Source organism: Rhodococcus zopfii NBRC 100606 = JCM 9919 (assembly GCF_001895025.1).
In the GTDB taxonomy this organism is placed as follows: Bacteria; Actinomycetota; Actinomycetes; order Mycobacteriales; family Mycobacteriaceae; genus Rhodococcus; species Rhodococcus zopfii.
Genome location: NZ_BCXI01000032.1, coordinates 1 through 25,019 on the forward strand (window position 1 = coordinate 1; position 25,019 = coordinate 25,019).

Below are 25,019 nucleotides of genomic sequence, written 5' to 3' on the forward strand. Positions count from 1 at the left end.
TGAAGCACCCGGACAGCAGACCGTCGAGATCAACGGCGACGGTCGCGTGCTCATGCCCGGCATGAGCGATGTCCACGTGCACCTGGTCGGCAACGCGAACACGTTCGTCGATCTGCTCGGTGAATCCGAAAGTCTCCTCGCAGCAAACACTCTCGCCGAAGCGGGACGGATGCTCCTGCGCGGCTTCACATCCGTGCGTGACATGGCGGGTGACACCGCAGGACTGAAGAAGGCCATCGACCGCGGGTCCTTTCCCGGCCCCCGCATCTACCCGTGCCAGGCCGCGATCTCGCAGACCGCAGGCCACGGCGATTTCGGATTCGTCTACGACACACCGTCCGCGCTGGGTGGCAACCAGTCCCGAGCGGAGGACATCGGGTTCATGCGGGTCGCGGACGGTCCGGAACGCATGCTCGCCGCGGTCCGCGAGCAGCTGAAGAAGGGCGCCTCCCAGATCAAGATCATGGTGGGCGGCGGCGCGGCGTCCATGTACGACCCGCTCTACACCTTGCAGTTCACTCCCGAGGAGCTCCGCGCCGGCGTCCGGGCTGCGGAGGACTACGGGACCTACGTCGCAACCCACGTCTACACGGATGCGGGGATCCGCCGTGCCGTCGAGGCCGGCGTGAAATCCATCGAACACGGACACCTCGCTTCCGAAGAGACCGTCGCGATGCTTGCCGAACGGGACGTGTGGCTGTCGATGCAGCCGTTCGCCGAGGCCGATCACCACTACCCGGACCCGGATCGGGCCGACAAGAATCGCCAGATCTGCAACGGCACCGACCAGGTGTACGGCTGGGCGAAGGCGCACGGTGTGAAGGTCGCCTTCGGAACCGATCTGCTCCTCGAACCGCAGGCCGCACCGCTGCAGAGCACGATGGTCACCCGCTTGGCCGACTTCTACACCAATATCGAGGCCCTGAAGATGGTGACGTCGGGCAACGCCGAGCTGCTGCACATGGCCGGCGAACGCGACCCGTACCGGCATGCGAAGCTCGGTGTTATCGCCGAAGGCGCATGGGCCGATGTCCTTCTCGTGGATGGTGACCCGACCGCCGACCTGTCGGTCCTCGGCGACCCCGCCAAGAATCTGGTGGCAATCGTAAAGGACGGCAAGGTCTTCAAGAACGCCCTCTGATCCCGCCTACCCGTTCGGACCCCGGCGCCGCCGAGGTCCGAACGGATCGTCCAGCCTCCGTGGAGAATTCCGATGAGCGACAGTACAGTACCGATCGACGAAAACGCGACGTCCGCGCCAACGGAGCGGCAGTCCATCCTGCGTGCGGAGGGCATCGTCGTCCGCGCATCGTGGGGGCACATCTTCGGCCCCCTCGACCTCACCATCGAAACCGGTGGCGTGACACTACTCTCGGCTCCGGACAGCCGGGCACGTACCGCACTGCTGCTGGCCCTGTGCGGCCGCATGCAGCTGTCGGCCGGGACCCTCACCGCGTTCGGGGCAATCCGGAATCCTCACGCGCTGTTCAAGAAGTCGGCGGTCGCGCTCATCCCGGAAATCGACTACGTCGAGCAGGCGATCACCGTCCAGGATGTGGTCACCGACCAGCTGCGCTGGAACGCGCCCTGGTACCAGCTCGTTCCCCGCGCGAGCGACGACGACATCGAACGGGTCTGCCGGCCGGTCTTCGGTGTCCATCCGGTTCCGAAATCGACAGCATTCGTCGAGGAACTACCCGAACTGGACAATGCACTACTGCGGATCGCGCTCGCGAACATCCGGCGACCACCGCTGCTGGTCGTCGGCGGTGTCGACGGCATGACCCGCGACCACAACCGGCAGCTGCTGCTCGAGCAACTCATCGAGCTGGGCCGGGAGCAAACCGTCGTCACTGCCGACGTCAACGCCTACGAACCGGAACCCGGTGTCCGGAACGTGATCGCCGTGCACGAACTCATCGAGAACGAGTTCGATGCCCTCGGGGACGAGGATCCCCTCTCCGACGAGTTCGCCCGTATCCAGCAGGAAGACGTGAGGTGATCGATGCTTGCCGGACTGTCACCGGGTAGCGACCTCGAGCGCTACTTCCGCGGTCGAATGCCGCGGCTCGCGCTCGTCGTCATCATCCTGATGCCGCTGCTCTACGGCGCCATGTACCTGTGGGCCTTCTGGAATCCCTTCGGCGAAGCCGACAAGATCCCGGTGGCACTGGTCAATGCGGATCGGGGGACCGTCGCCGACGGGCAACCGATGAATGCCGGCGACCAGGTCGCGCAGGCCCTGATCGAATCGGGTCAGCTGGATCTCGCGCTCGTCTCCGTCGAGGAGGCGAAGGACGGCGTCGCCAGCGGCAAGTACTACTTCTCCGTGACGCTGCCGGAGAATTTCAGCGAGGCGGTCGAATCCCCCAACGGAAACGACCCCGTGCAGGCGCAGCTGATCTTCACCTACAACGACACCAACAACTACCTGGCTACCGTGATCGGCCAGGACGCGGCCGAACAGGTCGTCAACCAGGTCAATGCGCAGATCGGGGCGCAGGGCGTCGGGACGGTCCTGACCGGGCTGAGTTCCGCCGGTCAGGGCCTCGAACAGGCAGCATCGGGCGCGGAGCAGCTGGCGGCCGGTCTCGTCACCGCCAACGACGGCGCGCAGGAGCTGGCGACGAACATGGTGACCGCGCGGGACGGCGCAGCCCAGCTGTCCTCCGCGATCGGTGAGATCGACGGGGCCGTCGACGCGGCGACCGGCCCGATCCTGTCGGCGATGGGCACCGTGGCCGGCAGCGGCGTGGACCCGGGCAACCTGGGAGCCCGCGCGGCGGCCCTCGGCAGCCGCATCGACGCGGTCGTCGCGGGCCAGGGCGGCGGCACCCAACAGGGCGTCGCTCTGGTCGATCGGGCCCTCGGAGTGCTCGGGACCATTCCCGGTCCCCAGGCACAGCAGATCGCCGATGCGCTCGGTCCGGTCCGCAACATGCTCTCCCCCCAGGTCGATTCCGCCGCGCTGAACGAACTGGCGACGCTGCGTGCAGAGGCCCTGGCCTTGTCGGCCGAGCTGAACGATCCCGGCAGCCCGCTCCGAATCGGCCTGAACCTGTTGCAGGACACGAACCTACGAGCCGATGTCGAAGCGGTCCGATCCGCCGCGGGCGAGCTCGACAGCGGTGCATCGCAGCTGAGCTCCGGCCTGGTCGAACTCACCGACGGCGCCGCGCAACTCGCCGGGGGAACCGAGCAACTCGTCGACGGCGCGCAGGAGCTGGCGAGCGCACTCGACGCCGGCGTCTCCCAGATCCCTCAGTGGACCGACTCGGAACGCGACGCGGTGGCCAAGACACTGGCCAGCCCCGTCGAACTCACCACGGAGTACACGCAGGAAGCGCCGACGTTCGGTACCGGCTTCTCGCCGTTCTTCATGTCTCTGTCCCTGTTCGTCGGCGGCATCATCACATGGATGCTGTTGACACCGTTGCAGTCCCGACCGATCGCCGCGGGCCTCGGATCGTTCCGGGTGGTCCTCGCCTCGTACGCGCCGGCCCTGGCGGTCGGCTTCCTGCAGGCGTTGATCCTGTACCTGGTCGTGCATCTCGCGGTCGGACTGAAACCCGTTTATGCTCTTGGCACGTTCCTGTTCCTGCTGCTGGTCAGCGCGACGTTCCTCGCGATGATCCAGGCGTTCAACGCGATCTTCGGTGAAGCGGTCGGCCGCGTGGTCACGCTGGCTTTCCTGATGCTGCAACTGGTCTCGGCCGGCGGCATCTATCCGGTGGAGACCACCGCGAAACCGTTCCAGTACATTCACCACTTCGATCCGATGAGCTACACGGTCACCGGCCTGCGCCAGCTCACCGTCGGCGGGATCGACTCGCGCCTCTGGATCTCGCTCGCCGTCCTGATCGGCATCCTCGCGGTGTCGCTGACAGCCAGCGCCCTGTCGGCCCGCCGCGACCGGCAGTACTCGATGGACCGTCTCTACCCCACGGTCGTCGTCTGATCCGTCCTGAACACGGCCCAGCCGTCCCCTCGGACGAATACCCATCCACAGCACACCGCAAGATCCGATTCGATGGAGGAAGTCATGACACTGGACGAACGTGCGGGACGGTTCCCGGCGGACCTGGACGAGAACACGAACGACATGATCGCACTCAACCCGGTCTTCACCCGGCCCGGCGAGGCCAGCCTGCTTCCGAAATTCCGGATGCCGAAGGGAGAATCGCTTCCGGAGACCGCCTACCAGATCATCCACGACGAGGCGATGCTCGACGGGAACGCGCGACTGAACCTCGCGACGTTCGTCGGTACCTGGATGGACGACCACGCCGCCCGCCTGTTCGCCGAGAGCGCGGACAAGAACATGATCGACAAGGACGAGTACCCGGCCACGGCCGCGATCGAGGCGCGCTGCTGGCAGATGCTCGCCGACCTGTGGCACGCCGACGACCCGGAGAACACGATCGGAACGTCGACGATCGGCTCGTCCGAGGCGTGCATGCTCGGCGGACTCGCGCTCAAGCGACGCTGGGAGGCGCGGCGGCGCGCCGAGGGCAAGCCGACGGACAGGCCGAACCTGATCCTGTCGAGCGCGGTGCAGGTCTGCTGGGAGAAGTTCTGCAACTACTGGGACGTCGAGGCCCGCTACGTACCGATCAGCGAGGAACACCGCGTCCTCGACGGCCACGACCTCGACAAGTACGTCGACGAGAACACGATCGGTGTCGTCGCGATCATGGGCGTCACCTACACGGGTATGTACGAACCGGTCGCGCAGATCGCCGCGGCCCTGGACAAGATCCAGGCCGACACCGGGCTGGACGTGAAGATCCACGTCGACGGCGCGTCCGGTGCGATGATCGCACCGTTCTGCCAGCCCGATCTGGAGTGGGACTTCCGGGTCGACCGGGTCGCGTCGATCAACACGTCCGGCCACAAGTACGGCCTGGTGTACCCGGGCATCGGATGGATCGTGTGGCGCGACCGCGAGGCGCTGCCGGAGCAGATGATCTTCTACGTCAGCTACCTCGGCGGGAACATGCCCACCCTGGCCCTGAACTTCTCGCGACCCGGTTCGCAGGTGCTGCTCCAGTACTACATGTTCCTGCGTCTGGGCTGGGAGGGCTATCGGCGGGTGCAGCAGAACTCGCTGGACATCGCGCAGTATCTGGCCGGCAAGATCGCCGAATTCGACGCGTTCGAGTTGTGGAACGACGGCGCCGACATCCCGGTCTTCGCGTGGCGGATGCGCCCGGGCCACACCGACAACTGGAACCTGTACCACCTGTCGGACCGGCTGCGACAGAAGGGCTGGCTCGTCCCGGCGTACCCGATGCCGGACAACCTCCCCGATGTCACGGTGCAGCGCATCGTGGTCCGTAACGGGCTGAGCTTCGATCTGGCGAACTCCCTGGTGGAGGACATCCGCACCGAGGTGGAGTTCCTCGACGGACTCACGTCACCGATGCCGGGCGCGGGGCAGGGCCCGCACTTCCACCACTGACGGGCCGAACCACCGGGCGCGCTGCCGGCATCCACGCAGGACCGGCAGCGCGTCCCCCCGCAGTTCCGCTCGCACTCCATTCCCACCCGCCGCCACCGTTCACCGCGAGGTTGCAGATGCAGATTCTCACGCCCGCCGCGCGTCCCGGATTCCACGTACGACCGACCCTGCCGAAACAGTGCTGGGGCTTCGTCGTCGGGTCGGCCTGCTTCGCGATCGGGTCCGCTCCGGGGCTGACCGGCATCCTCGGACCCTCCGCCAACGTCGTCTTCTTCGTCGGATCGTGGTTCTTCACCGCAGCCGCGCTGATCCAGTTGCTGCTCAGCGGGCCCATGACGACGGAAGTCGATGGTGCACAACTGATCCGGGCCGAATGGCTGTCGGCCGCCGTGCAGTTCTTCGGCACGCTGCTGTTCAACGTGAGCACCGGCGCGGCGTTGCGTGCCCACACCATCGCCGCCGAGAAACACTTCGTGTGGAACCCCGATGCCGCAGGGTCGGTGGCGTTCCTGCTCAGCGGTGTACTCGCCGTCGTCGCCTATTCGCACGTGGCGCGGATGTGGGAGCCTCGGGCCAGAGACTGGTGGGCCGTGTGGGTGAACATGGCGGGTTCGGTCGCCTTCGGGATTTCCGCGGTCGGCGCGTACATCACCCCGGCCGGGACCGCGGAGAGCGATTTCTGGTCGAACGCGGGGACGTTCGTCGGCGCACTGTGCTTCCTCGTCGCCGCGTTGCTGCCCCTGCCGCTCGGCAGCACAGCGAATCCGGCACCGGCCGGTTCGGTGACGGCCGAACCGAACAGGTAGGTCCACCGATGCCACCGACGCCGGCCCCTGTTGCCGGGTTCGATCAGTTGGTGCGGTGGCTGTCGCTCCACGGGTTGAGCATCGTCCTCTGGGTGACGGGTGCGCTGATCACGGCCCGCTTCGTGCAATGGGCGATCGGACGGATCACCCGGCGTATCGACGACGCCTTCGAAGAGTCCGATGCGCTGGTCCGCACCGAATCCGCGAAGCACCGTCATTCCGTCGCCCAGGTGATCGCGTGGATCCTGTATTCGGTCATCTACATCGTCGCTGCGTTCGGGGTCCTCCGTAATCTCGGGATGCCCGTCGCGGGCATCGTGGCTCCGGCCACGATCATCGGCGCCGCACTGGGATTCGGAGCCCAGCGGATCGTGCAGGACCTCCTCACGGGGTTCTTCATCATCACCGAGAAGCAGTACGGGTTCGGCGACCTCGTCAGCCTCGGCGTCTCCGGTTCCAGCGCGCCTGCGGAGGGCACCGTCGAGGACGTGACGCTGCGCATCACCCAGTTGCGTTCCACCGACGGCGAACTCATCACCGTGCCCAACGGCCAGATCATCAAGGCCGTCAACCTGTCCCGGGACTGGGCCCGGGCAGTCGTCGACATCCCGGTCCCGGTGGGTGTGGACATGGCCCAGGTGCACTCCTTCCTCGAACGAGTGGGTCACGAGGCATTTCACGACCCGTCCATCAGGCCACTGCTGCTCGACGAACCCACGGTCTACGGGCTGACCTCGATCGGGATCGAGACCATGACCGTGCGAGTGGTGGCGCGAACCCTGCCCGGCAAACAGTTCGAGGTCGACCGCGATCTGCGGTTCCGTATCGCCCATGCGTTCGGGCAGGCCGGTATCCAGCTCTCCCCCAGCACGATCGCTCACCCGGTCGCGCCCGGGAGACCCGCCGAACAGAGGACCGGTGCATGACACCCGACGGTCACGCCCACCCTTCCCGGGCGACGGGAGCGCCCCGGCGAATCGTCTTGCCGCGGTATCTGTTCGGCGGTCGCGCACGGACCACGACGGTTCTGCTGCTCGTCGTGTTCGTCGTCTCCCTTCTCCTGTATTGGCAACGCGCCGCGTACTACGCCGAACTCGACCGGCAGAACGCGGAACCGCCTCCCGCCCCCGCCCCCGCGACGACCAGTGACACACCGGTGCCGACGACCGCGGCGGTCTCCACGTCGACGCCCGCGCACTCCGTCGACGCACCCACGGTCACCTCTACCGGGACTTCCGCTGCCACGGCATCCCCCGAACCCGAAACCGGCCCGGGCACAACGTCCACGACGGTCGAGGTCGAGGAGACGCGCATCCGAACCACCGACACCGACCCGACGCAACCGGACACCGCGGACTCCGGCACGCCCGGCTGACCGGCTGCCCGGAACTCCGGAATCATCCCCCTCCGAGAGCGAGGTCACCATGGACACCGACGAACCCACCCGACGCGATACCTCGGCGATCGCACCGGAACCACCCGAACCGGCCGGCTGGCGGCCGCTGGTCCTGGTCTGCGTCACCGGTCTCATCGTGGTCTTCAACGCCACGGTGCTGTCCACCGCGATCGGCCGGGTCGTCGCCGATCTCGGTGCCACGGTCTCCCAGGTTCAGCTCGCCATCATCGCGTATGCGCTGATGGTGACGGCGTTCACCGTCACGGGCGGCAAGATCAGCGGGCTCCTCGGCGCGGCTCGCACGCAGCTGCTCGGTCTCGGCATCTACGCCGCGGGCATGCTCGTGTGCTTCGCCGCCGTCGATCCCCGGATGCTCATCGCCGGAGAAGCCGTGGCCGGACTCGGTGGCGCACTTCTGATCCCGAATTCTCTGGCCATTCTGGGCCAGGCATACAGCGGCGCCCGGCGCACGTTCGCGATCTCCGTCCAAGCAGGTACGACCGGTATCGGGGCGGCGTTGGCACTGCTGGTCGGTGGGCTGCTCGTACAGACCTGGGGGTGGCGAGCCCCGTTCCTCCTTCTCCTGATCGCGTTGGCCGTGGCATTCGTGATCGCGCTCGGAACCGATCTGCCGAGAACCGACTCGGGCGGTCTCCTCGATGTTCCGTCGATCGCGCTGTCCGCAGCCGGTGTGCTCCTGCTGGTGATCGGCATCAACCAGGCCGGTGAGTGGGGCCTGCTCCTGGCGCGCGACGCGTCGCCGCTCAGCCTGGCCGGAATCTCCCCGGTGCCGCTGCTGCTCGTACTCGGTGCGCTCGCCCTGCATGCCTTCCTGTCACGGCAACGCCGGTTGTCCGCGTCCGGCCGGGTACCGCTCCTGGACCCCGCGGTGCTCTCCACGACCAAGGCCCGTGCCTGCCTGATCGGTCTTCTCGCCATCAATCTGCTGATGGCGGGTACCAGCTATCTTCTGCCCCTGTACACGCAGATCGTTCTCGGCAAGAGCCCGTTGTCGTCCGCGATCATGATCCTGCCCCTCTCGATCGCCGCTCTGCTGTCGGCGACGTCGACACCGATGCTGATGCGGCGCCTGCCACCGCGGACCCTGCTCATCGCAGCACATCTCGTTTCGGCGAGCGGCGCGGCGCTGTTGGCCCTGACCGTGTCGAATCAGTGGGCGGGTCCGGGGACGTGGCTCGCGGAGATCCTCGTCGGACTCGGCCTGGGGGCGGGTCTGAGTGTGGGCAGCGCGATGTTGATGGAGTCCGCACGGCCGGAACTGTCCGGCGAGGTGGGCAGCGCGCGGGGGGTCGCCGACTTCCTGGGTATCTCGGCGGGCACCGCGATCAGCGGGGCGATCCTGTTGACGACCCTGGCGCAGGCAGCGACCACCCTGGTGACGAAGGACCCCGAAGTCGGACGCCTGGCGGTCCTGGACCTGACGCCCTCGTCGGTGGGTTTCGTCGACAACGACGACCTCGCGGGCCGGCTCGCGATGCTGGGCTTCGACTCTGCCGACATCGGCCGGGCCGTCGAGGTCAACGTCGAGGCTCGGCTCGTCGCCTTGCGGGCGGCACTGTTCACCCTCGCCGTCCTGACGCTCGCGCCGATCGTGGCATTCCGGAACCTGCCGTCGCGGATCGTCCGGCACGGGGAGGCCCGTCCGGCCACCGCCGAATGAGTCCCCGACCGTCGTGGTCCGGCCGGACGGCAGGGGTGAATCTTCCGGGATCACAACGCATTCGGGATCACACCGCATTCGGGATCTTCGCTATTGCTCCCGCAGCGGGCCGACGGCTCGGGACATCCTCGCGCGCAGCGCCCGGACCATCTCGGTGGCCAGCACCGCGTGCCCGGTCATCGTGAAGTGGATCCGGTCGGTGCTGAGCAACTCCGGCCGCAGTCGCAGCGGGTGCTCCCACAGATCCAGCAGCACCGCGTCGTAGTCGGCGGCGAGCGTCCGGACCAGGTCGTTGACCGCCATGACACCGTCGCGGAGGGCGAGCATGTCGTCGCCGACGAACGCGTCGGCCAGGGTGAGCGTGGTGACGGTCGCACCGGTGGCACGAGCCGACGCGAACAGCGACTCGAGATTGCCGGCGGTCCGCCGCAGGTCGGGTCGGCCGGACCACAGGTCGTTGGAACCGCACGTGATGTGGACCAGGTCCGGCGCGAACTCCAGCACGGTGGACAGCTGGGTCTCGACCACCTGTCCGCTGGTGGCGCCCATGCGTCCGGTGTTGAGATACGCCAGGTCCGGATGTGTGGCGCGCAGGGCCCCGGCGACCCGATCGGCCCACGGCGCGGTCGTGTAGCCGGGGCTGGGATCGCCGATGCCCTCGGCGATCGAGTCGCCCATCACGGCATAGCGCGTCCACGGGGCGTCGGCGAGGAGTGCCGCCTGGACCCCGGCGGGGAGGCACATGGGATCCGTCGCCTCGGTCCAGCGCGATGCGGGGACGGCGGTGTCGGACATCGAGTTCGTCATGGCTGACCTCCGTGTCGATGACAAAAGAGAGTACGATCGTTCGTACATATGACAGTACGACCGTTCGTCCACTTCGGCAAGGCATGAGAGGATGATTGCCGTGACGGAACCCGCCTCGACGTCCGACCTGCGGCTGCTCAAGGGCGCACGCACACGCGCGACCATCACCCGGCACGCCGTCGACATCGCGTCGGTCGAGGGACTCACCGGCGTGAGCATCGGACGCCTCGCAACGGATCTCGGCCTCAGCAAGAGCGGCGTCGCGACGCTGTTCGGCAGCAAGGAGAACCTGCAGGTCGCCGCCGTCGACGCAGCCCGGGAGGTGTTCGTCGAGCGCATCGTCCGGCCGGCCCTGAGCGAACCTGCGGGCCTACCCCGACTCCGGGCACTGATCGACCGGTGGCTGGACTACGTGACCGAACCGGTGTTTCCCGGTGGCTGTTTCCGCGCCGCCACCCTCACCGAGTTCGACAGCCGTCCCGGACCGGTCCGCGACGCACTCGCCCGCGATCGCCGGGACTGGCTGGGTCTGCTGGCCGGTGAATACCGACGCGCCCGCGAGGACGGAGCGGTCCCGGACCGCGACCCGGACGAGGCCGCTTTCGAGATCGACGCCGTCCTCGCGGCCACGAACACCGCACTGCGCCTGGACGATGCGCGCGCCGCTGCGACCGCCCGCTCGATCGTCGATCACATCCTGAACGCGAATCCGCGCTGAGCGGCAGTCAGCGCTGGCGATCCGCGGACGCTACCGTGCGCGGACACTCCGCGGCGCAAGCAGCACCCCGGCCGCAATCATGGCGACGGCCAGCGCGAAGTGCAGCCAATTGTCCGCGGTGTTGACAGGAACGAAATTCGCGGAACTGTCCATGTCGATCACCAATCCATATACCCACAGCACCGCGTAGATCACGCCACCACCGACGAGGAATGCCCGGGCGGAGGAGACGGTGCGCGCCATCGCGAGTCCGGCCACCCCGAAGAGCAGGTGCACGATGTTGTGGAGGATCGAGACGTTGAACACGCCGAGCAGCATCGCTTCGGAGTGATGGCCGGCGAAGGTCATGGTGTCGTAGTCGGTCGTGATTCCCGGAATGAACCCGAGAACGCCGACGAGGAGGAACAGCGCACCCACCACCAGGGCGGCGGTCTGCACAGGTGTGCGCGTCATATTTCGTGTTGCGTGCTCGGCCATGATGGTTCCCTTCTTTCGAGTTCTGCCGGCGGGCGAACTCTCGTGCGTTCGGGATCGGGAAGAGCGCTGCAGGGACCTCCGTGGCCTACCCGGGGGGACAGCCGGACAAACCTGCGTGAGTGCACACCCGGGATGTCGGACCCCGGGTGCACCATGGACGAGTGACCGACCTCGTCCTCGACCGCTTCTCCGCGCCCACCCGCGAGTGGTTCGCGGGCGCGTTCGCGGCGCCCACCGCCGCCCAGATGGGGGCGTGGGAGGCGATCTCGTCGGGGCAACACACCCTGGTGGTCGCCCCGACGGGCTCCGGCAAGACGCTCTCGGCGTTCCTGTGGTCCCTCGACCGGTTGGCGGCCGCACCCCGGGACACCCGCGGCACCCGGGTCCTGTACGTCTCGCCGCTCAAGGCACTGGCCGTCGACATCGAGCGGAACCTGCGCTCCCCGCTGGTCGGAATCACCCAGACCGCGAAACGCCTCGGCTCGGATCCGCCGGAGATCACGGTCGGAGTGCGCTCGGGCGACACCTCCCCTGCAGACCGGCGCAAGCTCGTCCAGAAGCCGCCGGACATTCTCATCACCACTCCCGAGTCGCTGTTCCTCATGCTCACCTCCGCGGCCCGCAGCACCCTCGCGACGGTCGAGACCGTGATCATCGACGAGGTACACGCGGTCGCGGCGACCAAACGCGGCGCGCACCTCGCAATCTCCCTCGAACGACTCGACCTGCTCCTTCCGCGGCCGGCGCAGCGGATCGGCCTGTCCGCGACGGTGCGCCCCCACGAGGAGGTCGGCCGGTTCCTGACGGGGCAGTCACCGATCCGGATCGTCGCACCCCCGGCGACCAAGACCTGGGACCTCACCGTCCGGGTGCCGGTGGAGGACATGACCGAACTCGGCGTCGCAGCACCGGACGAGGATTCCCTCTCCGCCACCCCGCAGGCGGGGTCCATCTGGCCGCACGTCGAGGAACAACTCGTCGACCTCATCACCGCACACCGATCGACGATCGTGTTCGCGAACTCGCGCCGCCTCGCCGAGCGACTGACGGCGCGGCTCAACGAGATCCACGCCGAACGCGTCGGCACCGCCGTGGACCGGGAACCCAGACCACCCGCGCAGATCGGCGCGCCGACCGAGGTGAGCTACGGCGCCGAACCACTCCTGGCCCGCGCGCACCACGGCTCGGTGAGCAAAGACCAGCGCGCGTTGATCGAGGACGACCTCAAATCGGGTCGGCTCGCGTGCGTCGTCGCGACGTCGAGCCTCGAACTCGGCATCGACATGGGCGCGGTCGACCTCGTGATCCAGGTGGAGGCCCCGCCCTCGGTCGCCAGTGGACTGCAACGCGTCGGCCGCGCCGGCCACCAGGTCGGCGAGGTCTCGCGCGGCGTGCTGTTCCCCAAGCACCGCACCGACCTGATCCACTGCGCGGTCACCGTCGAACGGATGGTCGCGGGCCGGATCGAAGCGCTTCAGGTGCCCGCGAACCCGCTGGACGTGCTGGCGCAGCAGACCGTGGCCGCGGCAGCGCTCGAACCGCTCGACATCGACGAGTGGTTCGACACCGTGCGCCGCACCGGATCGTTCGCCACGCTCCCACGCTCGGCGTACGAATCCACCCTGGACCTGCTCGCCGGCCGCTACCCTTCGGACGAATTCGCCGAACTGCGACCGCGTCTGGTGTGGGACCGCACCGACGGAACCCTCACCGGACGCCCCGGAGCGCAGCGCCTCGCGGTCACCTCCGGCGGAACGATCCCCGACCGCGGCCTGTTCACCGTCTACATGGTTGGCGAGAAGGCCACGCGGGTCGGCGAACTCGACGAGGAGATGGTGTACGAGTCGCGAGTCGGCGACGTCTTCGCGCTCGGCGCGACCAGCTGGCGGATCGAGGAGATCACCTTCGACCGCGTGCTGGTCTCCCCCGCCTACGGACGGCCCGGCCGGTTGCCGTTCTGGCACGGCGACGGGCAGGGCAGGCCCGCCGAACTCGGCGCCGCCCTCGGCGCGTTCGTCCGCGAACTGGGCCACGCCACCCCCGAGGTCGCCGAAACACGCTGCAAGGAAGGTGGACTCGACCACAACGCCACCACCAACCTGATCCGGCTGCTCGACGAGCAGCGCTCCGCGACCGGGCACCTGCCCACCGACCGCACGCTTGTGGTCGAACGGTTCCGCGACGAGCTCGGCGACTGGCGACTGGTGCTGCACTCGCCGTTCGGGTTGCGGGTGCACGCTCCGTGGGCACTCGCGGTCGGCGCGCGCCTGCAGGATCGGTACGGCGTCGAAGCGAGTCCGACGGCCTCCGACGACGGCATCATCGTCCGGTTGCCCGACACCGCGGACGATCCGCCCGGCGCGGAGATCTTCGTGTTCGACCGCGACGAAATCGAGGACCTGGTGACCGAGCAGGTGGGCGGATCGGCGCTGTTCGCGTCCCGCTTCCGCGAGTGCGCGGCACGGGCTCTGCTGCTGCCGCGCCGCAACCCCGGCAAGCGCGCACCGCTGTGGCAGCAGCGGCAACGTTCGGCCCAGTTGCTGGACGTGGCACGCCGGTACCCGACGTTCCCGATCCTGCTCGAGACGGTCCGCGAGTGCCTGCAGGACGTCTACGACCTGCCTGCGCTGCGAGATCTGTTCGGCCGCATCGCGCGTCGGCAGATCCGCCTGGTGGACGTCGAGACCGCCACCGCGTCCCCGTTCGCGAGCTCGCTGCTGTTCGACTACGTCGGCGCGTTCCTCTACGAGGGCGACAGTCCCCTCGCCGAACGCCGCGCGGCCGCGCTGTCGCTCGACTCGTCGTTGCTGGCCGAACTGCTCGGCCGCGTCGAGTTGCGGGAACTCCTCGACGCCGACGTCATCGTCGCGGCCGAACACGAACTGCAACGACTGGTGCCGGACCGGCGCGCCCGCGACGCCGAGGGGGTCGCGGACCTGCTGCGGCTGCTCGGGCCGCTGACCTCCGCGGAACTGCGCGAGCGCACCACCGCCGACCCGGCGGGGTGGGTTTCCGATCTGGCCGGGCAGAACCGGGTGCTGGAGGTGTCGTTCGCCGGCGCCCTGTGGTGGGCCGCGATCGAGGACGCATCCCGGCTGCGCGACGCCCTCGGTGTGCCGCTGCCGATCGGTGTCCCCGCGGCGTTCGTCGAACCGGTCGCCGATCCGCTCGGCGACCTGATCGGGCGGTTCGCCCGCACCCACGGACCGTTCACCACCGCGGAGGCCGCGGAGCGGTTCGGTCTCGGCGCCGCCGTCGTGCAGGACATCCTGCGTCGCCTGGCCGACGAGAAACGCGTCACGACAGGAGAATTCCGGCCCGGCGCGACGGGAGCGGAGTGGTGCGACACGGAGGTGCTGCGGCGACTGCGGCGCCGATCCCTGGCCGCGGCGCGACAGGAGGTGGAACCGGTCAGCACCGCGACCCTCGGCCGCTTCCTGCCCGCGTGGCACAGCATCGGCGGCGGGTTGCGCGGCATCGACGGCGTCGCGGCCGTCGTCGACCAGCTCGCCGGGTTCCCGGTGCCGGCCAGTGCCCTCGAGCCGCTCGTGCTCGCGCCCCGGGTGCGGGACTACTCCCCCGCGATGCTCGACGAATTGACCGCGACCGGGGAGGTGCTGTGGTCGGGGGCCGGCTCGATCTCGGGCAAGGACGGCTGGGTGTGCCTGCACCCGGCCGACGCCGCGGCGACCACCCTCGCACCGCCCACCGACATCGAGCTGGGCGACACCCACCGGGCGATCCTCGACGCGCTGGCCGGCGGCGGCGGATTCTTCTTCCGTCAGCTCGCCGACGCGCTGGCCGCGCAGGGCCTCGAGGTCACCGACGCGAGTGCCGCCGCGGCCCTGTGGGATCTGGTGTGGGCGGGACACATCGGCGGCGACACCCTCGCCCCGCTGCGCGCCCTGATCGGCGACACCTCCCGCGCCACACCGGCACACCGCGTCCCGCGCCGGGCGCCGCGTTCGCGCATGTACCGGGCCCGGCCGGTGTTGCCGGCGCGGACCGGGCCGCCGACGGTGGGCGGGCGGTGGGCGCTGCTGCCGGAACCGGAACCGCAGTCGACGGTGCGCGCCCACGCGACCGCCGAGCTGCTGCTCGAACGGTACGGGGTGGTGACGCGAGGGGCCGTAGCCGGTGAGTCCGTGCCGGGCGGCTTCGCGCTGATGTACAAGGTGCTCGCCCGTTTCGAGGAATCCGGTCGCTGCCGGCGCGGCTACTTCGTCGATTCGCTCGGCGGTGCCCAGTTCTCGACACCCGAGGTCGTCGACCGACTGCGGTCCTACGGCGAGTCCCTCGAGGGCCGCCACGCCGAGACCCCGACGGTGACGCTCGCAGCGTGCGACCCCGCCAACCCGTACGGCGCGGCACTGCCGTGGCCGGCGCCGCGCGCCGACGACACCACGCGGCACCGCCCGGGACGCAAGGCCGGCGGCCTGGTGGTGCTGGTCGACGGGAAGCTGGTGCTCTTCGTGGAGCGTGGCGGCCGTACCGTCCTGACGTTCGACGACGATCCCGGTGTGCTGCGAGGGGCGTGCGCGTCGCTCGCAGCCACCGTCAAGCGAGGCGGCGTCGACAAGATCGTGGTCGAGAAGGTCGACGGACTCTCGATCCACGGTCACGACTTCGCGGGGCTGCTCTCCGAGGCCGGGTTCTCGGCGACGCCGCGCGGCTACCGGTTACGGGCCTGACATGCCCGAAGGCGACACGGTGTATCGGACCGCGGCGCGGCTGCAGGCGGCACTGTCGGGAAAAACCCTGACGCGCTCCGATTTCCGGGTTCCTCGCTACGCCACCGTGGATTTGTCCGGCGCGGAGGTGGTGGGGACCGTCGCCTACGGCAAACACATCCTGACGCGCTTACCCGAGCACACGGTGCACACACACCTGATGATGGACGGTGAATGGCAGGTCTACGCCCGCGGCGCACGGTGGCGAAAACCAGCGTTCCGGGCGCGCCTGATCCTCGAGACGGCCGATGTGCAGGCGGTCGGTTTCGACCTCGGGATCGTCGAGGTTCTCCCGCGGGATCGAGAGTCCGACGCCATCGGGCATCTGGGACCGGACCTGCTCGGCCCGCTGTGGGATCCGGATCCGGCCGCCGCCAATCTCGCTCGCGACCCCGCACGGCCCATCGGACTGGCCCTGCTCGATCAGCGGGTCCTCGCCGGTATCGGGAACGTGTACCGCAGTGAGCTGTGCTTCCTGCGCGGGGTGCATCCCGGGGCGTCCGTCGCCGACGCGGGCGATCCCGCCGCCTGGGTGGACCTGGCGCACCGGCTGCTCGTCGCGAACCGCGACCGCGCCGTGCGCGTCACCACCGGCGACCGCCGGCCCGGCCGGAACCTGTGGGTGTACGGGCGGGCCGGGCAACCGTGCCGGCGCTGCGGAACCACCGTGGTGTCCGGGTCGCTGGGCGCGTCGACCGACCCGGAGCGGGTGTTCTACCGCTGCCCGTCCTGCCAGCCGGGCCTGCCGGGGCAGCATTGAGCGGGGCACCATTGCGGGGACTCGGGGTGCTGCAACTCAGTGATCCCGCAGCGCCTTGATCAGCTCACTCTTGCGTTTCGACGAATAGCCGCTCAGCCCGATCTCCTTGGCGCGCTTCTTCAATTCCGCGACGGTCCAGTCCTCGTACGAACCGGACTTGCCTCCTTTGCGTCCCACCGACGACCGGCCGCGCGAGGCGGCGGCATTGGAGATCCGTGCGGCCTTCTCCTTCGAGGCGCCGTCGTCGCGCAGATCCTGGTACAGCTTCTCGTCCTTGATCGACGACCTCGGCATCGCATTCCCCTTTCTTCCGGCGAACGGATACCCATCGTGGCGCGCGTCTATGCGCGGCCGGCGTGTTCGACCAGGCTGACGCAGTGCTGCACGAGCGTCTCGCGCGGCACGGTCACGGTGCCGTCCAGGTAGCCCATGAACAGGCTCGTCAGCGCACCGACGACACCGACGGCGACCATGTGCCGCTTCTCGGGGTCCGGGATCATCGTGAGCTGCTGCTGTACGAGCGTGACGAAGGCCGGGGCGAGTTCGACGCCGCTGGTGCCGATCGCGGGTTCGCGCAGCGGCGCCAGCAGCAGCACCCGCCCCATCGCCGGTTCGTCGACCATCAGCTCGACGAACGCGCGGACCGCCGCGTCGGCCCGCGATTCGGCCGGGGCTCCGGCGACCGCGGTGACGAGTGCGTCGCGCGCGCGGTCACCGACCTCGTCGTAGACGGCGCGGACGAACGTGTCCCGATCGCCGAAGCTTTCGTAGAAGTACCGTTCGGTCAGTCCGGCGGCGCGGCACACCGCGCGGACATTCGAGGCTGCCCGGTCGACCGCACCGAGCAGCTGTATTCCTGCCGTGAGCAGGGCCTCGCGCCGAACGCGGCGACGCTCCTCGAGGGCGGTTCCCGCCCAGCTTCGGCGCGTTGTCTCCACAGCTCAATCCTGTCATTGACCCCTGCGCGGGGGAATCCTACTCTGACAATATGCGTAGTCAGAACTCGCCGGTACCGCTCGGGCCGGATTCGCTCACCTGGAAGTACTTCGGCGGGTGGCGCGGCATGCTGTTCGGCCCGTGGGCCGGGTCGATGCAGAACATGCACCCGGGCCTCGGCACGGCCGTCGAGCAGCATTCGAAGTTCTTCGACGAACGCTGGGAACGGCTGTACCGCTCGCTGTACCCGATCTACGGTGTCGTCTTCGACGGACCCCGCGCCCCCGAGACCGCCCGTCAGGTGCGCGGCTACCACGACACCATCAAGGGCATCGACGCCCGCGGCCGCAAGTACCACGCGTTGGATCCCGACACGTTCTACTGGGCACACGCCACGTTCTTCTACAGCCTGGTCGTGTCCGTCGAATGGTTCGACGGACCGCTCCCCCTCGCCGACAAGCACCGATTGTTCGACGAACACGTGCAGTGGTACCGCCTGTACGGGATGTCGATGCGCCCGGTCCCCGAGTCGTGGGAGGCGTTCCTCGGCTATTGGGACCACATGTGCCGGAACGTCCTCGAGGACAACAAGGCCACCCGCGACGTCCTCGACCTGTCGCACCTCGACCGGCCGCCGTTCCTGCAGTGGTTCCCGGCACCGGTCTGGCGGGCCGTGCGTCCGGTCGTCACCCGCGGATTCCTGTGGCTGACCGTCGGTCTCTACGACCAGCCCGTGCGCGACCTGCTCGGCCTGTCGTGGTCGCGCCCCGAACAGCGCCTGCACCGACTGATCGGCCGTGCCATCGGCCTCGGCACCCGGCTCGTGCCGTGGCGCTACCGCTACCATCCGCGGGCCCGCGCCGGGTGGGACCGCACATCAGGCCGTATCCGGACCGAGGCCGCGATCGTGCACACACCGGCCCGGAACCTGCCGCCGCTCGACCGCCGCGACTCCCCCGTCCACTACAGCCCGGAGGTGGCTGCACGCGGAAGCCGGTGACGGCGGGGAAGCACGCGGACCCGGCGGCCGCATGCCACTCTGTCTGCATGAAGGTCGACGCCCACGCCATGCTGCACGGTCCCCTGTTCTCCCGGAGCCTGCCCCTCGACCGCAGCAACGCCGCCAGCCGCATCAGCGCGTACATCTACGGCAACATCCTGGTGCTGGCGGCGCTCGTGCCGGTGCCGGCCGAGGAGAAGCACGTCGGTATCGCGATCGTCCTGGGCACTACGTTGTCGACGTTCGTCGCTCACATCTTCGCCGAGGCGGTCGGGCACAGCGTGCGGCAGGGCGCGCAACTGACCGCCGCCGATCGCTGGCGGGAGGTCCGCAATTCGGTGCCGATCCTCAGCTCCGCGGTGATGCCCTGTGTGATCCTGATGGTCGGATGGATGGGCTGGCTCGAGCCGCGGACCGCGCAGTTGCTCGCCGAGGTCGCGGTGCTGGTGCGGATCGGCGGCATCGTCTTCGTCATCGGCAGGCTCAACCGTAAACGCCCCAGCAAGGGCTGGCTGATGAGCGCCGCGGCGATCACGCTGGTCGCGGTCACGGTCGTGCTCACGAAGGTCCTGCTGACCCACTGACGCCCTGAACCACCGGCCGGCCGAGGAACGCCTACCCCCAGACCGGCACCGGTTCGAGGATCTCCGCGCGGGCCTCGGGTGCCGCCGCCCGCAACGCGTCCGCGGACTGGTCGTCGGGCCGGCTCTGGGACCGCACCTCGGCGTCGACCCGAGCCCGATAGGTGTCGATCTCCCGATCCACCGTCGCCGCGTCCCAGTCCAGGATCGGCGCGACGAGCCGCGCGACCTGCTCGGCGCAGTGCACCCCGCGGTGCGGATATTCGATGGCGATCCGGGTGCGCCGCGCGAGCACGTCCTCGAGGTGCAGCGCGCCCTCCGCGGCGGCCGCGTAGACGACCTCGACCTGCAGGTACTGCGGCGCGTCGGTGAGCGGTTGCAGCAGTTCCGGCTTGCCGTCGGCGTAGGCGAGTACCTCTTCGACGAGCGCGCCGTACCGATCGAGCAGGTGTTTGATCCGGTACGGGTGTACCCGGTACTGCTCGGCGAGGTGCATCGTCTGGTTCACGAGCGCGAAGTAACCGTCCGCGCCGACCAGCGGCACCTTCTCGGTGATCGACGAGGCGATGCGCGACGGAATGTCCTCGGCCGCCAGATCGACGGCGTCCTCGGCCATCACGCGGTAGGTGGTGTACTTGCCGCCCGCGATCGCCACCAGTCCGGGCGAGACCCGCGCGACGGCGTGCTCGCGCGACAGTTTCGACGTCTCGTCGCTCTCCCCCGCGAGCAGTGGGCGCAGACCCGCGTACACGCCGTCGATGTCCTCGGGGGTCAGCGGGGTGACGAGCACCTCGTTGACGTGGTCGAGGATGTAGTCGATGTCGGCCTTCGTCGCCGCGGGGTGCGCGAGGTCGAGATTCCAGTCGGTGTCGGTGGTGCCGATGATCCAGTGGTTGCCCCACGGGATGACGAACAGCACCGACTTCTCGGTGCGCAGGATGATCGCGGAATCGGCGACGATGCGGTCGCGGGGCACGACGATGTGCACGCCCTTCGACGCGCGCACCCGGAACCGGCCGCGCTGACGCGACAGGGCCTGGATCTCGTCGGTCCACACACCGGTCGCGTTGATGACCACGTGTGCCTTCACCTCGGTGACGGAACCGTCCTCGGAATCGCGCACCTGCACGCCCGACACCCGGTCCGCTTCCCGCAGGAATCCGACCACCTGCGTCGACGTGCGCACGACCGCGCCGTAGTGCGCGGCGGTCCGTGCCACCGTCATCGTGTGCCGTGCGTCGTCGACGACCGTGTCGAAGTAGCGGATCCCGCCGATGAGCGACGACCGCTTGAGACCCGGCGCCATGCGCAGTGCCCCCGACCGGGTCAGGTGTTTCTGCGCGGGTACGGACTTCGCGCCGCCCATCCGGTCGTAGAGGAAGATCCCGGCGGCCATGTACGGCCGTTCCCACCCCCGGTGCGTGAGCGGGAACAGGAACTCGAGCGGTTTGACCAGATGTGGGGCGAGCGTCGTCAGCGACAGTTCCCGCTCCCGCAGCGCTTCTCGGACCAGGCCGAACTCGAGCTGTTCGAGGTACCGCAGACCACCGTGGAACATCTTCGACGACCGGCTCGAGGTGCCCGACGCGAAGTCCCGCGCCTCGACGAGAGCGACGCGCAGCCCGCGGGTCGCGGCGTCGAGCGCGGCGCCGGCACCGACCACACCGCCGCCGATGACGACCACATCGAACTGTTCGGAGCCCAGCCGCTGCCATGCCTCGCGGCGCTGCTCGGGTCCGAGGATCTGCACTCCCGGTTGGTTGCTCACCACGCCACTCCCCGTGCCTCGTCGACATATCCGGACCCAGGCTCACAACAGTAGACGAGAAGTCCGATGCCCCGTAAAACCGACCGATACTTGCTGTTGCCCTTCTGTGTCTCGGCGAAAGTGCGCAATACCTCCAATCACCGAAGCACGAGACACACCCGACTCGGTTTGCACGCGGTGAGCACACCACCGGCTGCCTCCCACCGGGTCGACCACGGCTGCTGGCCCGCGCACGACCAGGGCGACCGTTCACGACGAACCGGATCGATTGTGTCGGTGCCCGACGATACCGTCGAAGTCGCAGTCGAGCAGTGCGAGATGGTCCCGGCACACGAACCGATCGACGACGACACCATCGGCGAACCGATCGGACTCGACGACATCGACACCCGCGTCCGGTGGCTGCTGCGGAGTATGTACCGTCGGGTTTCGCGGGGTGTGCGATGTCAGTTGGTCGCGCGTACCCGCCGGAGCGGCAAGACGGACTCGGGGGCCGCGCAGGCCCCGCGGGTGCGGATCACCGACATCCACACTGCGTCCGGGCTGCGACGAACCGCTCAGCCGCCCGGCGGCTATCACACCGCATGTGCGAGGCGTGCAATGTGGGTGGGAATCGTGATCATGTGGCGCGGGTGAACCTCGCCAGACGCGGCTTGGCGGGGCGCAGAAGAGCGGTCGGTATCCGTGGCGGAAGGCCGGAGATCCGGACCATCGAGGACACCCCGGTCCGGAAGTGTCGGGAGAAGACGTGCCCGACCCCGGCGAGGCCTCGGCATCGCCGGGTCCGCCACAGCATTCCGGCCGCGCCACCCTCCGCGGGGTGCCACAGTCGACGACTTGTCCTGGGCCTGAAGCGTCGGTGTGGGACACGGTGGAACCCGCAGCATCGTGTGGTGGTGTGGGTAGCCGTGAGGGACGTGGATCTTCACCGCCTACCACGCAGGTGGCAGGAAGTACCAGATTTGCGTAGACGCTAGTAGTTTTCACCCCGTACCGCTGATCCTGAGCGCAACCCACCCGAGTGAGGACGGCCGTGAACCAGTACATCGCCGCAGTCGACCAGGGCACCACGTCGAGCCGCTGCATCGTCTTCGACCACGACGGCCGCATCGTCTCGGTCGCACAGACCGAACACGAGCAGATCTTCCCCCGTTCGGGCTGGGTCGAACACGACCCCGAGACGCTGTGGACGAACACCCGGGAAGTCGCGGCGCTGGCACTGGCCAAGGCCGACCTGCCCGTCGGCTCGATCGTCGCGATCGGCATCACGAATCAGCGTGAGACGGCGGTCGTGTGGGATCGCAGCACAGGGAAACCGGTGTACAACGCGATCGTGTGGCAGGACACCCGCACCGATCGCCTCATCGGTGAACTCGCCGGCAGCGAGGGCGTCGACCGGTATCGCAAGACCACGGGGCTGCCTCTGTCGACGTACTTTTCGGGCCCGAAGGTGCGGTGGATCCTCGACAACGTCGAGGGCGCCCGGGCGAAGGCCGAGGCAGGGCAGCTGGCCTTCGGCACCGTCGACAGCTGGATCGTGTGGAATCTGACCGGCGGCATCGGCAACGGCACGCAGGAACCGGGTGTGCACGTCACCGACGTCACCAATGCGTCGCGCACGATGCTGATGAATCTCGAGACACTGCAGTGGGATCCGCAGATCTGCGCGGACTTCGGAATTCCCATGTCGATGCTGCCGCAGATCCGGAGCTCCTCCGAGGTGTACGGCTACTCGCGTGAACGCGGCCCGCTCGCCGGCGTTCCGGTCGCCGGGATCCTCGGCGACCAGCAGGCCGCCACGTTCGGACAGGCGTGTCTGTCCCCCGGCGAGGCAAAGAACACCTACGGCACCGGAAACTTCCTGCTGCTCAACACCGGTACCACACCGGTGCGCAGCGAACACGGCCTGCTCACGACGGTCTGCTACCGGATCGGCGACGCGCCCGCGGTGTACGCGCTCGAAGGATCCGTCGCGGTAACCGGGTCGCTCGTGCAGTGGCTGCGCGACAATCTCGGAATCATCCGCACCGCAGCGGAAATCGAGGACCTCGCCGCGACCGTCCCGGACAACGGCGGCGCCTACTTCGTGCCGGCGTTCTCCGGGCTGTTCGCGCCCCGTTGGCGTCCCGATGCCCGCGGCGTCATCGCGGGCCTGACCCGGTTCGTCAACAAGGGCCACCTGGCGCGAGCCGCCCTGGAGGCCACCGCGTACCAGACCCGGGAGGTCATCGAGGCCATGCGCGCGGACTCCGGTGTGGAACTGCACACCCTGAAGGTCGACGGCGGCATGGTCGCCAATCGGACGCTGATGCAGTTCCAGGCCGACATCCTCGGCGTGCCCGTGGTGCGTCCGGTGGTCGCGGAGACGACCGCACTCGGCGCGGCCTATGCCGCCGGACTGGCCGTCGGGTTCTGGGAAGGCGAAGACGACCTCCGCCGCAACTGGGCGATGGGCCACACGTGGGAACCCGCCCTCGACGAGGCCGAACGCGAGCGGCTGTACGGCGAGTGGAACAAGGCTGTCGAACGCACCTACGACTGGACCTGAACCTGCGCGCGGGCATCTCCGGCGGCCCGCACCGCCGCACCCAGCCGCCTGACCGCCTCGGCGAGTTCGTCCTCCGCGGACGTCGCGAAACACAGTCGCGCGGAGCGCGTGTGGTCGCCGGCGACCGCGAACGCGTCGCCCGGCACGAATGCCACACCGAGACCCGCTGCGACGGGGAGCAACTCGGCGGCGGGCACCGCGAGGGGCAGTGTCGTCCAGGTGAACATGCCGCCGCGCACCGGCGAGTACGTGACGTCCGGGCCGAATTCCGCCGACAGAGCGTCGGTCAGGGCATGTGCGCGGGAACCGTACGTGCCGCGCAGGGTGGTCAGGTGGGCGTCGAGCCAGGCGGTATCGGCGAGCAGATCCGCGGCGATCCGCTGCGTCAGCGACGACCCGCACAGGTCGGCGCCCTGCTTGAGCAGTTCGACGGAGGCGCACACGTCGCGGTCGGCGAGCAACCAGCCGACGCGCAGCGCCGGGGCGATGATCTTCGACGCGCTGGACAGGCGGATCACCCGGTCGGTGTGGGAGGCGATCGGCGCCGGGGGCGGTGTACCGAACCAGAGGTCGCCGTACGGGTCGTCCTCGACGATGCGGAATCCGTAGCGCTCGGAGAGGGACGCGAGGTGCGCGCGCCGCGGCGCCGACAGCACCGCGCCGCGCGGATTGTGGAAGGTGGCGACGGTGTGCACGAGCACCGGACGCGCACCGCCGGCGAGCAGTTCCTCGAGCGCATCGGTGTCGAGCCCGTCGTCGTCGACCGGGATCGGGGCGAGGGTGGCCTCGGCGGCCCGGAACACCTGCAGCGCACCGGTGTACGACGGTTCCTCGACGACGACGAGATCGCCGGGATCGAGCAGTGCCTGCGCGATCAGGCTCAGCGCCTGCTGCGAGCCGTGGGTGACGACGACCTGCTGCGGATCGACGGCGCGGCCGAGACGGCCGCTCTCGCGGGCGGCGATCACCGTGCGCAGGTCCGCGAGCCCGCAGGTCTCGGTGTACTGGGCGCTCGCCGGGTCCGCGAGAGCGGACACCGCGGCCTCGGCGAGCCGCGCGGTCGGCAGCAGCTCGGCGGCCGGCAGACCGCCTGCGAGGCTGATGACCTCGGGACGGGACGTCAGTTCGAGCAGATCTCGGATGGCGGAACTGGTCAACCCGTCGAGACGGCGGGCTCGGATTCGTGTCATGAATACTCCACGAGCAGAGTGGTTTGCGAACGAGGCGAGCACCGAGCGTCCGGATCTGCGGGCGGAGAAGTGCCGTGACGAGCGACCGTGGGTACGGCCGGACCCGGAACAAGCCTACCTCATCACGGCACCACCATGTGAAATAGCAATCTCACACCGT

General features: G+C 68.9%; 21 protein-coding genes. 15 read left to right on the top strand and 6 right to left on the bottom strand.

The genetic code is table 11. The features are described 5' to 3' along the window. From RZ1_RS19720 to RZ1_RS19755, 8 genes are all read left to right on the top strand, one after another. Positions 1-1,141 (top strand): metal-dependent hydrolase family protein (locus tag RZ1_RS19720; protein WP_072814209.1); only part of this gene is annotated, 1,141 nt, incomplete at its 5' end. 72 nt (positions 1,142-1,213) lie between these two features. After that, complete coding sequence (locus RZ1_RS19725) at positions 1,214-2,002, top strand: ATP-binding cassette domain-containing protein (protein ID WP_072814210.1); 789 nt, start codon at positions 1,214-1,216, stop codon at positions 2,000-2,002. Between the two features lie 3 nt (positions 2,003-2,005). Beyond that, a complete protein-coding gene (locus tag RZ1_RS19730) occupies positions 2,006-3,958 on the top strand; it encodes a YhgE/Pip domain-containing protein (protein WP_072814211.1) in 1,953 nt (650 codons plus the stop codon). Positions 3,959-4,042: 84 nt separating this feature from the next. Next, positions 4,043-5,461: a glutamate decarboxylase gene (gene gad, locus RZ1_RS19735; protein WP_072814321.1), complete on the top strand. Its 1,419-nt coding sequence runs from the start codon at positions 4,043-4,045 to the stop codon at positions 5,459-5,461. A gap of 116 nt (positions 5,462-5,577) precedes the next feature. Next, positions 5,578-6,267 carry a hypothetical protein gene (locus tag RZ1_RS19740; RefSeq protein WP_072814212.1) on the top strand — a complete coding sequence of 230 codons (690 nt, stop codon included), beginning with the start codon at positions 5,578-5,580 and terminating at the stop codon, positions 6,265-6,267. A gap of 8 nt (positions 6,268-6,275) precedes the next feature. Further along, positions 6,276-7,193, top strand: a complete 918-nt coding sequence (locus tag RZ1_RS19745) for a mechanosensitive ion channel family protein (RefSeq protein WP_072814213.1) — start codon at positions 6,276-6,278, stop codon at positions 7,191-7,193. After that, positions 7,190-7,642, top strand: a complete 453-nt coding sequence (locus RZ1_RS19750; protein ID WP_072814214.1) for a hypothetical protein — start codon at positions 7,190-7,192, stop codon at positions 7,640-7,642. The genes RZ1_RS19745 and RZ1_RS19750 overlap by 4 nt, the downstream gene beginning before the upstream one ends. A 49-nt stretch (positions 7,643-7,691) precedes the next feature. Continuing rightward, on the top strand, positions 7,692-9,344 hold the full coding sequence (locus RZ1_RS19755; protein WP_072814215.1) for an MFS transporter: 1,653 nt from the start codon (positions 7,692-7,694) through the stop codon (positions 9,342-9,344). Between the two features lie 90 nt (positions 9,345-9,434). Here the strand turns inward: RZ1_RS19755 and RZ1_RS19760 are convergent, their stop codons facing one another. Beyond that, positions 9,435-10,151 carry an SGNH/GDSL hydrolase family protein gene (locus tag RZ1_RS19760; RefSeq protein ID WP_238072073.1) on the bottom strand — a complete coding sequence of 239 codons (717 nt, stop codon included), beginning with the start codon at positions 10,149-10,151 and terminating at the stop codon, positions 9,435-9,437. 91 nt (positions 10,152-10,242) lie between these two features. Between RZ1_RS19760 and RZ1_RS19765 the strand changes: the two genes are divergently transcribed. Then, a complete protein-coding gene (locus tag RZ1_RS19765; protein ID WP_072814216.1) occupies positions 10,243-10,869 on the top strand; it encodes a TetR/AcrR family transcriptional regulator in 627 nt (208 codons plus the stop codon). Between the two features lie 30 nt (positions 10,870-10,899). Here the strand turns inward: RZ1_RS19765 and RZ1_RS19770 are convergent, their stop codons facing one another. After that, positions 10,900-11,322, bottom strand: a complete 423-nt coding sequence (locus RZ1_RS19770; protein ID WP_072814217.1) for a DUF4383 domain-containing protein — start codon at positions 11,320-11,322, stop codon at positions 10,900-10,902. Positions 11,323-11,507: 185 nt separating this feature from the next. On the opposite strand from RZ1_RS19770, the gene RZ1_RS19775 reads away from it, so the two are divergent. Both RZ1_RS19775 and RZ1_RS19780 read left to right on the top strand, forming a co-directional pair. Further along, complete coding sequence (locus RZ1_RS19775) at positions 11,508-16,037, top strand: ATP-dependent helicase (RefSeq protein WP_072814218.1); 4,530 nt, start codon at positions 11,508-11,510, stop codon at positions 16,035-16,037. Between the two features lies 1 nt (position 16,038). Beyond that, the gene (locus RZ1_RS19780) at positions 16,039-16,836 is read left to right on the top strand and encodes a DNA-formamidopyrimidine glycosylase family protein (protein WP_072814219.1); all 798 of its coding nucleotides are present in this window, start codon (positions 16,039-16,041) and stop codon (positions 16,834-16,836) included. A 36-nt stretch (positions 16,837-16,872) separates the two neighbouring features. Here the strand turns inward: RZ1_RS19780 and RZ1_RS19785 are convergent, their stop codons facing one another. Continuing rightward, positions 16,873-17,130, bottom strand: a complete 258-nt coding sequence (locus tag RZ1_RS19785) for a DUF7218 family protein (protein WP_072814220.1) — start codon at positions 17,128-17,130, stop codon at positions 16,873-16,875. Between the two features lie 47 nt (positions 17,131-17,177). Next, the gene (locus RZ1_RS19790; protein ID WP_072814221.1) at positions 17,178-17,774 is read right to left on the bottom strand and encodes a TetR/AcrR family transcriptional regulator; all 597 of its coding nucleotides are present in this window, start codon (positions 17,772-17,774) and stop codon (positions 17,178-17,180) included. 50 nt (positions 17,775-17,824) lie between these two features. On the opposite strand from RZ1_RS19790, the gene RZ1_RS19795 reads away from it, so the two are divergent. Together RZ1_RS19795 and RZ1_RS19800 are read left to right on the top strand one after the other, a co-directional pair. After that, positions 17,825-18,772 (top strand): oxygenase MpaB family protein, encoded by a 948-nt coding sequence (locus RZ1_RS19795; RefSeq protein ID WP_072814222.1) that lies wholly within the window; start codon positions 17,825-17,827, stop codon positions 18,770-18,772. A 47-nt stretch (positions 18,773-18,819) separates the two neighbouring features. Then, positions 18,820-19,356, top strand: coding sequence for a hypothetical protein (locus tag RZ1_RS19800; RefSeq protein ID WP_072814223.1), 537 nt, complete (start codon positions 18,820-18,822; stop codon positions 19,354-19,356). 31 nt (positions 19,357-19,387) lie between these two features. Here RZ1_RS19800 and glpD read toward each other — a convergent pair whose 3' ends face one another. Further along, positions 19,388-21,121, bottom strand: coding sequence for a glycerol-3-phosphate dehydrogenase (gene glpD, locus RZ1_RS19805; RefSeq protein ID WP_072814323.1), 1,734 nt, complete (start codon positions 21,119-21,121; stop codon positions 19,388-19,390). A gap of 276 nt (positions 21,122-21,397) precedes the next feature. Between glpD and RZ1_RS19810 the strand changes: the two genes are divergently transcribed. Both RZ1_RS19810 and glpK read left to right on the top strand, forming a co-directional pair. Next, positions 21,398-21,757, top strand: coding sequence for a hypothetical protein (locus tag RZ1_RS19810; RefSeq protein ID WP_139281903.1), 360 nt, complete (start codon positions 21,398-21,400; stop codon positions 21,755-21,757). A gap of 397 nt (positions 21,758-22,154) precedes the next feature. Further along, entirely contained in the window at positions 22,155-23,669 is a 1,515-nt protein-coding gene (gene glpK, locus RZ1_RS19815) for a glycerol kinase GlpK (protein WP_072814225.1), read from the top strand. Here glpK and RZ1_RS19820 read toward each other — a convergent pair. Continuing rightward, on the bottom strand, positions 23,654-24,859 hold the full coding sequence (locus RZ1_RS19820) for an aminotransferase-like domain-containing protein (protein ID WP_072814226.1): 1,206 nt from the start codon (positions 24,857-24,859) through the stop codon (positions 23,654-23,656). The two genes, glpK and RZ1_RS19820, sit on opposite strands and share 16 nt — an antisense overlap. Positions 24,860-25,019: the final 160 nt, after the last annotated feature.